The organism is bacterium, from assembly GCA_022616075.1.
Taxonomy (GTDB): domain Bacteria; phylum Acidobacteriota; class HRBIN11; order JAKEFK01; family JAKEFK01; genus JAKEFK01.
Genome location: JAKEFK010000034.1, coordinates 1 through 8,493, shown reverse-complemented (window position 1 = coordinate 8,493; position 8,493 = coordinate 1). Strand labels below are relative to the sequence as shown.

Annotated in this window: 9 protein-coding genes and 1 pseudogene; 6 read left to right on the top strand and 4 right to left on the bottom strand. The window is 49.9% G+C overall.

Annotated features, from left to right (window positions below; translation table 11 throughout):
* The 3 genes from L0156_02920 to L0156_02910 form a co-directional block, all read left to right on the top strand.
* Window positions 1-206: hypothetical protein (locus L0156_02920; protein MCI0601941.1), on the top strand; the 206-nt coding region annotated here is incomplete at its 5' end.
* Window positions 196-1,161, top strand: coding sequence for an NHL repeat-containing protein (locus tag L0156_02915; protein ID MCI0601940.1), 966 nt, complete (start codon window positions 196-198; stop codon window positions 1,159-1,161). The genes L0156_02920 and L0156_02915, both read left to right, overlap by 11 nt.
* A 304-nt stretch (window positions 1,162-1,465) precedes the next feature.
* Window positions 1,466-1,684, top strand: coding sequence for a hypothetical protein (locus L0156_02910; protein MCI0601939.1), 219 nt, complete (start codon window positions 1,466-1,468; stop codon window positions 1,682-1,684).
* Window positions 1,685-1,711: 27 nt separating this feature from the next.
* Here the strand turns inward: L0156_02910 and L0156_02905 are convergent, their stop codons facing one another.
* The 3 genes from L0156_02905 to L0156_02895 form a co-directional block, all read right to left on the bottom strand.
* Window positions 1,712-3,529 (bottom strand): ABC transporter permease, encoded by a 1,818-nt coding sequence (locus L0156_02905; GenBank protein MCI0601938.1) that lies wholly within the window; start codon window positions 3,527-3,529, stop codon window positions 1,712-1,714.
* On the bottom strand, window positions 3,519-4,145 hold the full coding sequence (locus tag L0156_02900) for an ABC transporter permease (GenBank protein ID MCI0601937.1): 627 nt from the start codon (window positions 4,143-4,145) through the stop codon (window positions 3,519-3,521). The genes L0156_02905 and L0156_02900 overlap by 11 nt, the downstream gene beginning before the upstream one ends.
* Window positions 4,146-4,608: 463 nt before the next feature.
* On the bottom strand, window positions 4,609-5,361 hold the full coding sequence (locus L0156_02895; GenBank protein ID MCI0601936.1) for an isocitrate lyase/phosphoenolpyruvate mutase family protein: 753 nt from the start codon (window positions 5,359-5,361) through the stop codon (window positions 4,609-4,611).
* A 113-nt stretch (window positions 5,362-5,474) separates the two neighbouring features.
* On the opposite strand from L0156_02895, the gene L0156_02890 reads away from it, so the two are divergent.
* Complete coding sequence (locus L0156_02890) at window positions 5,475-6,179, top strand: DUF998 domain-containing protein (protein MCI0601935.1); 705 nt, start codon at window positions 5,475-5,477, stop codon at window positions 6,177-6,179.
* A 17-nt stretch (window positions 6,180-6,196) separates the two neighbouring features.
* Here L0156_02890 and L0156_02885 read toward each other — a convergent pair whose 3' ends face one another.
* The gene (locus L0156_02885) at window positions 6,197-6,463 is read right to left on the bottom strand and encodes a metalloregulator ArsR/SmtB family transcription factor (protein MCI0601934.1); all 267 of its coding nucleotides are present in this window, start codon (window positions 6,461-6,463) and stop codon (window positions 6,197-6,199) included.
* Window positions 6,464-6,604: 141 nt separating this feature from the next.
* On the opposite strand from L0156_02885, the gene L0156_02880 reads away from it, so the two are divergent.
* Window positions 6,605-7,336, top strand: a complete 732-nt coding sequence (locus L0156_02880) for an SDR family oxidoreductase (GenBank protein ID MCI0601933.1) — start codon at window positions 6,605-6,607, stop codon at window positions 7,334-7,336.
* Window position 7,337: 1 nt separating this feature from the next.
* A pseudogene (locus L0156_02875) lies at window positions 7,338-8,133 on the top strand (SDR family oxidoreductase).
* Window positions 8,134-8,493: the final 360 nt, after the last annotated feature.

Below are 8,493 nucleotides of genomic sequence, written 5' to 3'. Positions count from 1 at the left end.
AGCTGGAAACCAAAGCTCGGCAGAACGGAACTGAGTTTGCCAATACAGGCGGACATACGATCTTTGTTTCCCCCGGCGTTGAATTCTTTCTTCAACCAAACGTGGTTTTGGAGTTTTCTTTTCAGATTCCCACTCTCCAAAATCTGAACGGCTTACAGCCTGGTAAGGATTTTTCACTGGTAGTGGGCCTCCGATATGTGTACTAAGAAGAAAGTCAATCGTGCCCTTTTGGTTGCTTTGCTGGCAGCAGTTTCCTTTCTCTCATCGTGCAGGCGCGAGACGGAAGGGCCCAAGATCGCCGAAAAACAAGTGCCACTGCACTATCAACCGATTGAAGCGTGGAAAGATCATCTTCAGGAGCCCCAAGGAATCGCAGTGGGCAAGGAGGGAAATATTCTGGTTGCCGATGCGCGGGCGGCTGCGATTGTGGTTTTCTCACCACAAGGCAAATTGCTTCGACGTTTCGGGAAGGAAAGGCTCAAGCGTCCCCTTGATGTTGCATCAAGCAGTGGAGATCGTGTGTACGTGGCGGATTTTGATCTGGATCGGGTTGTGGTTTTCGATTCGGGCGGTAAATTTCTTTTTGGCTGGGGAAGCGCCGGGAACGACGCGGGGCAGTTCTCCTCACCGGTCAACATAGATGTGGACGAAAAAGGAAACGTTTATGTGTTGGAATTCTACGGTCACCGAATCCAGAAATTCACCGCTGACGGCAAATGGATCCGCTCGTGGGGCGGTGACGGAAACGGCCCCGGCATGCTCCATTATCCTGTAGGAATAACTGTCGGACCCGATGGAACTGTTTACGTTGCCGATACGCACAATTACCGTATTCAGAAGTTTGATAGTGAAGGGAATTTCTTGGGTGAAATAATAAGGAAGATCGAGGGCGCGGGCCTTTTGTCCGATCCCACCGGCGTCGCAGTGGATGCTGAGAATCGCATACACATAGCTGATAGTGGAAACTTTCGCATCCTGATGCTTTCTGATGATGGTCACTTCCTGGCCCAATGGAAGGTTGGGGGAGTAATCCGCGGTACTGTGTTTCAATCGCCGACGCAACTTGCCGTTCAACAAGATTTCATTTACGCTTCAGATGTGGGCGGCGGACGAATCTTAAAACTTCAATTAAGCGAAACGCAACCATCACCCGGAGGTTAATATGAACATGAGGATAGGCTGGATGTTTGTCGCGGTGGCAGTCCTTTTTCTAACAGGCTCAAATTTGGCTTTTGGTCAGGTCTTGCGGGCGCGAGTTAAGATCGATGGCATGGCTTGATCGCTTTGAGCCTATGGAGCAGAAAAGGCTCTGGAACGCCTGGAAGGCGTTCGCGACGCAAAAGTACAGGATCTAAAAACGGGCTGGACCCTTATATCGGTTGATCCAAAGAAACTGTTCGATCCCACCCGGATTGCCGAAGCAATCAAAAACGCCGGCTTTTCGGCGGCACAAGTCGAACTTACTTTGCGGGGAAAGACCGAAAAATACAATAGCTTCTTTGCCCTGACTGTTCTAGGACTGAAGCAGGAGCGCGTAGTTCTAGAGGGAGGGAAAAAATTCGAAGAGCTAAAAGCGGTAATCTCCGCCGGAAAAGAACTGGAGATTACCGGCTACCTCCATGGGAGTCACGCTGATCGACCTCCAGGAATTACCGTAGAAGACTTCAAGCTCCTGACCAAATGAAGTATTCCGTTGGCTTCTGAAAGGAATTCATTCGTAGCGGAGTGCTACAAGGGGATCCAGCCTGGCGGCTCTTCGTGCCGGGATGAAACAGGCGAGCAAGGAGATGAGGAACAGAACAGACGCCACGATTACATAGGTGAATGAATCGGTTGGAGTTACTCCAAATAACAAACTTTCCAACAGACGAGCCAGAACGAATGCGCCGGGCAACCCCAATATGCCGATTCCAATGAAAACCAAAAGGGACCCTTGTCCGATGACAAGACGAACGATATCAAGCCTTTCTGCTCCCAGAGCCATTCGGATTCCAATTTCCCGGAGACCCTGGGTCACAGAAAAGGAAAGGATCCCATAAAGGCCTACACAAGCCAATATCATAGCCAACACCGCAAGGACGCCTAGGAACGCAGCCAACTGTCTCTCCCTCACCAGCGACGAAGAGACTTGCTGCGACAATGTCTTAACGTCATACAGCGGTAGATTTCGATCCAAGGACTGAACGGTCTGTCGGACTGCCGGCAAAATTGCAATCGCATCTCTATCAGTCCGCACCAAAAGACTCATGGTGGAACCGAAAAGTTCATACATCTGTAGGTGTGACCAGTACAGAATCGGGCGCGCTGGTTCACGAATGCTCAGATACTTGCTGTCCGCAACTACTCCGATGACCCGAACGTACGGCCCTCCCGTACCGGAGGTACTTACCCACTTTCCAATCGGATTCTCTCCGGGCCAGTACCGGTGAGCCATAGTCCGGTTGATTACGGCAACCCAAGGAGCTCCCTTCCTGTCCTCCTCCGAAAAAGACCGTCCCTGTAAGAGCGAAATCCGCATGGTCTGAAAGTAATTGAGGCCGACAATGTTTTGTTCGATGTCAAAAACAGGCTCGGGTTTCGAACCTTCCACATACAGAGCCAGTTTTTTTGTATCGCTTATGAAAGGTACAAAACTAACCAAACTTACGGACTTAACGCCTGTGATCGTTTGAGTCCGTTCCGTCAGTCGCCGATAGAAATTCCATCCTTGCTCTTCGTCATATCCTTGAAGATGAAGATCCAGAGAAGCGACCAAAACATTTTCCGAATCAAACCCCACATCTACGCGGTGCAAATTTTTCAAGGACCTTACAAGAAGCGCTGCGCCGATAAGAAGGATCATGCAGAGTCCTACTTGCGCAATGACCAAAATCTGTCTCAACCCCACGCCTCGCATCTTCGCGATGGGGGAAGTATGGTCTTTTAACGCTGAAATCAGATCCGGAGTGGAACTGCGCAAAGCGGGGAGCAATCCAAATAACGTGGCTGTACCGAGTGATAGGAGAGCAGCAAAGCCGAAGATACGTAGGTCCATATTCAGCTGAAAAACTACTGGAACAGGAAGTCGGAGCTCCTGCAGCAGGGGAATCGTCCATTGGAAAAGCAGTAAAGCAGCCATACTTCCGGTAAAAGTCAGCAGAATATTCTCCATCATCAACTCACGGATTAGAACGCTGCGAGTGGCTCCCATAACTGCACGCACCGCAATCTCTTTCTGCCGCGCCGCCCCCCGGGCCAATACGAGGTTTGCAAGGTTCACGCATGCAATTAGGAGAACGAGGCCGACTACGACGAGGAGAAGAACTGAGTAACGGATCAGTTGCGGTCTCTCATGAGGAGAAAATCTGGAAAGATGAAAAGGAACGAGAGTGATCTTTCGCTTCTGAGCGGATTCTGACTCAGCCTCATCTAGACGAGCAGCCACAACAGAAATGGCCGCTTGTGCTTGATCGATACTGATTCGCTCTTGAAGCCGTCCAAGGATATTGAAGATGCTCCAATGCCTGCGTCTGAGGGTCTCACTTCCCATGCATGAAGTGTACGATCGCCTTCACGGGAGCCCATAGCTCGGACATGGATTCGAGACTTGCTCCCCGGAATCCTTGAGGCATAATCCCAATCACAGTAAAGCTTTTCTGATTTATCAGAATGGTCTTGCCTATTACACCTGGGTCACCAGCAAACCGTCGCTTCCACAGCCCGGCCCCAAGCATTACTGTGGATTCTTCCACTCTCGAATCGAAATCATGACCTAGTTCCGGACGTACTCCAAGCACCGCAAAATAATTGGTGGAAACCAATTCCCCTTTGATTCTTTCGGCAAAACCGTTTGAAGAGAGATTCACATCAACAGAGAGGAACGCCGCCATTCCGGAAAAGACTTCCTTCTCTTCCTGATAGTCGAGGTAATCGGGATAGGAAGAATGGCCATATTCTCCGTTACGATTTGCTGTAAACAAGTTTAAGAGCCGCTGTTGATCTTTGATCAGGGGCAATGGCCTTAGCAGCACAGAGTCTATAAGACTGAAGACTGCTGTGTTCGCTCCGATTCCAATCGCGAGTGTGCACACTGCTGTCGCCACAAATAGCGGGCTCTTCAACAGATTGCGAATCGCAAAACGAAAATCGTGCCAAATCTTGTCCAATCTCCACCTATCGTCCGCAAAGGCTCGATCACCCAATTCACTTGCAGTGATTACAAACCTGCAAATTTCGTACCGGCTAAGAGCTTTAGGAATTCGACTGCGAAGCGAAGCTTGCTAAACCTGTGTGTTCGTTTTCGAGATTCAGTCAGTTCGGAACTGAACACCATCGGCCTGGATAGGGACTATGAGCGAACTCTGGATTGTGCATATTGGGCCGGAAGCTGCATGGAACAGTATCGAAGATTCCCGTAATCTGAAAACAATTCGATAAGCTCAAGGAGGAGCACCTCAATCTCCAATTGGAATTCCGGTCTCTCAGCCGTCTTGTTACAAAATCAGCAGCAATTTTCCGCACCAGATCCTCACTCACATAAATCGACCGATAGGAGACTTCCTTCCGTGCAAGATAGGCGGCATGTACTTCAGAAGGATTTAACTGTGTCTTGATTCTGAAGTACCGGAACTAACTCATCGAAAGCGCCTTGCGGCCGGCCTCTTTCAGCGCCTCCATTGCCAACCGGTATGGAATCGGACCGTAGCTAATGCGTGCAACTCCCAGTTCAGCAAGTTGTTTCTGTGATGGAACGCCGGGAAACATCATTATGTTAACAGGTATAGGGGAAAGTTCGCACAATCTCTCAATCAGCTTTGCGTCCATGAGGCCTGGAGCAAAAAATCCACTCGCTCCGGATTCTGCATAGGATGCAGCCCGGCGCGCGGCTTCCTGCAAATGATCTTCAGTATGGTCTGTGTTCTTCAGAAAAATATCGGTCCTGGCGTTGATAAAAAGTGGAACGGACAAATTTTCTGCGGCTTCCCGGATTGCGCGAATACGAGCGGACTGATCTTCAATCGAATAGAGTCCCTCCCCGCCAACAATCTGATCCTCAAAATTAATCCCCACCGCTCCTGCCTGGAGGACTTTTGTTACGGACTCCTGCACTCTTCCGTATCCCCCTTCCAGATCGATCGTTACCGGAAGATCGACGCTTTCAACAATCCGTTTCAGATTCGCGAGCGCCGAATCAAGCGGCAGTTTCTCGCCATCCGGGAACCCATGTGCAGCAGCCACTGACCAGCTTCCGGTCGCAATCGCTTTTGCGCCGATTTCTTGTAAAACCTTAGCGCTGCCGGCATCCCATATATTGAATAGAATCAACGGCTCGCCCTTCCTGTGGAGACTGTTTAGCAAATTAGCGCGTTCTATCTGAGTCATTTTCTCACTCCTTATTGTTGATCATCTAATAGTATTGAATTCGGAAATGTCCGCCACCCGTTCTGTCGATTTGCTCTGGAACCGAACGACTATCCAATGTAGGAGGATATTCCATGCAACCGGTAACATCTGAAAGTCACATAGGATTGGCAGCGGATCAGCCTTTAACCCGGATTTCGAATATTTCAGCGCGTCTGACAGTGATGACGGCAACTTTGTTCCTGATTCTGTTGGCTATAGTGCATGTTCTCAAACCTGAGTTCGATCCGTCGTGGCGTTTCATCAGCGAATACGCAATCGGGCGGTACGGATGGGTGATGATACTCGCATTTTTCTGTCTGGCCTTGAGCTGCGTTGCCGCATTCATCACTATACGAAAGCAAATCAGCACGAGGGGAGGTAAGATCGGACTGGCTTTGCTTCTTGTCGTTGCTGCCTCACTGGCGCTTGCCGGAATATTCGTCGCAGATCCAATCACTGCAAGCAAGGCAGAATTGACAACTCACGGCAAATTGCACGGACTGGCTGGTATGATCGGCATTCCAGGCTTGCCCATTGCAGCAGTTCTCATCACGCGGAGTCTGACCCGGAACCGGCAGCGGTCGACCGCAACGCAGGTGCTCAGATGGACAGCACACTCCACATGGATCACGCTTGTACTGCTGGACGCCGTGATGATCATCCTGCTTTCGTTAAACAGCGGAAAATTCAGCCCAGCCGTTTGGATCGGATGGCCAAACCGCCTCCTTGTACTCTCCTACTGCGCATGGTTAATGGCGATCGCCTGGTACTCGATGAGGAATGAGTCGCGTGCCTAGTGTGCTTATAGCGGATTTCAGGAAAGCAGGCTCTTCATGCTCTCTGTGAGCAGTTTTCGGTTTGCCCGGAAATAGGCGGTTTGCGCCATTTTGCGTTTGGTAATGACGCCGGCCTCAACTAGAATGCGCGAGTGATGACAGAGCAGCGCGAGACTGATTCCCAGACGGTCGGCGATCGCTGTTCCGCTCAATTCTCCTCCCCGCACCAGCTCGCGAACAAAGCGGAGCCGGATCGGGTCCGATAGAGCGTCAAAAATCTTGGCCTGTTCTTCGTTCTCTAACATCCCCTGATGTTACGAAAACCGTCCGGTCTTGTCAAGTACTTCTGTAGTTAAATAACTACTTGACAATGTGTCTTCCTACTGCCTATGTTTACAGTGAGATGTTTAAACAGATGAAAGATTTATGAGATCAAAGGAGGATCTATGTCTCTGCTACTTGAAAACAAATCTGCGTTGATAACCGGAAGCTCACGCGGCATTGGCCGCTCCATCGCGGAGCGTCTCGCTGCCGAAGGGGCCTCTGTGATCATTAACTACGCCCGCAACCGGGAGCTTGCGCAACAGACTGTAGACGGCATCCTGGCGAAAGGCGGAAAAGCTGTCACGGTCCAGGCCGATCTAACAAAGCACAGTGAAGTCAAGAAGCTATTTGATCAAGCGGAAAAAGCAGTTGGACCTCTCGACATTGTGGTCGCAAACGCCGGTGTTGTGTTGGTCAAACCCCTCACTGAAAGTACTGAAGAAGACTACGACTACGTGTTCAACGTGAACACCAGAGGAGTGTTCTTCACGTTACAGGAAGCCGCAAGACGCCTGCGGGATGGCGGCCGCATCATTGCTATTTCCACCGCCGGAACAAAAATGAACTTCCCCAACTTCTCACTGTATCTCGGCAGCAAGGGCGCGATCGAGCAGTTCGTGCGTGCGCTATCCCATGAGCTGGGGTCGCGGAACATTACAGCGAATAGTCTTTCTCCCGGATTAACTGACACGGACATGCTTCCTGAAGAATACCGCCCGCTGGGAGCGAGTCTTTCCCCTTTCCATCGTGTCGGTGATCCGCAAGACGTTGCGGACGTTGCCGTGTTTTTGGCGAGCGATCACGCACGATGGATTACCGGACAAAACGTTCAGTCCAATGGAGGCGTTGTTTAAAATGAAAATCGATTTCTATGACAAAACATCCCTCGTTACCGGATCCACTGCCGGCATCGGGTACGCCATCGCAAAACAACTCTACGAATCTGGCGCAATCTGTCGTAATTAACGGACGCAGCAAGGAGAAAGTGGAAAAAGCACTCAACAATTTATCGGCCATCCATTCAAACGCCCACCTGTCTGGGGTGGCAGCTGATTTAGGAACCGTAGAAGGCGTACAGACAATTATCAGGGAATATCCACGAGTGGATATTCTCATCAATAATGTCGCAGTATTTGGTCCGAAAGATTTTGTTCAAATCACTGATGAAGAATGGAATCACTTCTTTCAGGTCAATGTGATGAGCGGGGTAAGACTTTCCCGTCATTACCTTCCACGCATGGTAGAAAAAAACTGGGGACGCATCGTCTTCATTTCAAGTGAGTCAGGCATTCAGATTCCAGTTGAAATGATCCATTACGGAATGACAAAAACTGCGATGCTTGCAATTTCACGCGGCCTTGCCGAAAGTGTCGCCGGAACCGGAGTAACAGTGAATGCCGTGTTGCCCGGCCCCACAAGATCGGAGGGTGCTGCAACTTTTCTCGAAGATTTTGCGCGCAAAGAGAAGAAGACGGTGGAACAAGTGGAGCAGGAATTCTTTGAAAAACTTAGACCTACATCGCTGCTCAAGCGATTTGCCACAACCGAGGAAGTCGCAAATCTTGTTGCCTACGTCGCCTCGCCTTTGTCTTCCGCCACTACCGGTGCGGCCCTTCGAGTCGATGGAGGTGTTGTTCGCTCGATTATTTAAAGATGACGTTGTTACCCGTTGTTACCTTGAACTGGAAATCCACTCCCGGATGTATTCGGGGCAATCCCTCAGGGTGACTCCATCTGATTCACATTGCGCCAAAAAAGCGATTATTTCACGATCCACGAGTTGTACTTCTTTCAAATCCAGCACGATAGACCCTTGTTCCTTTCCGAAGTCCAGCAGTTCTTGCAAGTGGCTCTTTGACAGAATCAATCAGCTTCTAAAGAGCTAGCCAAGCATACTTGAAATCTGTGGTACAACAACGGTTATCGAGCTCATGTAAGAAGGGAGATAGGGGGATGGAAGAGCGATAGGGAGATAAAGAAAAGTTTTAAGTGTTTTCTATTCTTCTGAAGT

Excerpts from the sequence above, each read along its gene's own strand:
- L0156_02915 (MCI0601940.1), top strand. The coding sequence starts at position 196 with ATGTGTACTAAGAAGAAAGTCAATCGTGCCCTTTTGGTTGCTTTGCTG.
- L0156_02880 (MCI0601933.1), top strand. The coding sequence starts at position 6,605 with ATGTCTCTGCTACTTGAAAACAAATCTGCGTTGATAACCGGAAGCTCA.
- L0156_02905 (MCI0601938.1), bottom strand. The coding sequence starts at position 3,529 with ATGGGAAGTGAGACCCTCAGACGCAGGCATTGGAGCATCTTCAATATC.
- L0156_02885 (MCI0601934.1), bottom strand. The coding sequence starts at position 6,463 with ATGTTAGAGAACGAAGAACAGGCCAAGATTTTTGACGCTCTATCGGAC.
- L0156_02895 (MCI0601936.1), bottom strand. The coding sequence starts at position 5,361 with ATGACTCAGATAGAACGCGCTAATTTGCTAAACAGTCTCCACAGGAAG.
- L0156_02890 (MCI0601935.1), top strand. The coding sequence starts at position 5,475 with ATGCAACCGGTAACATCTGAAAGTCACATAGGATTGGCAGCGGATCAG.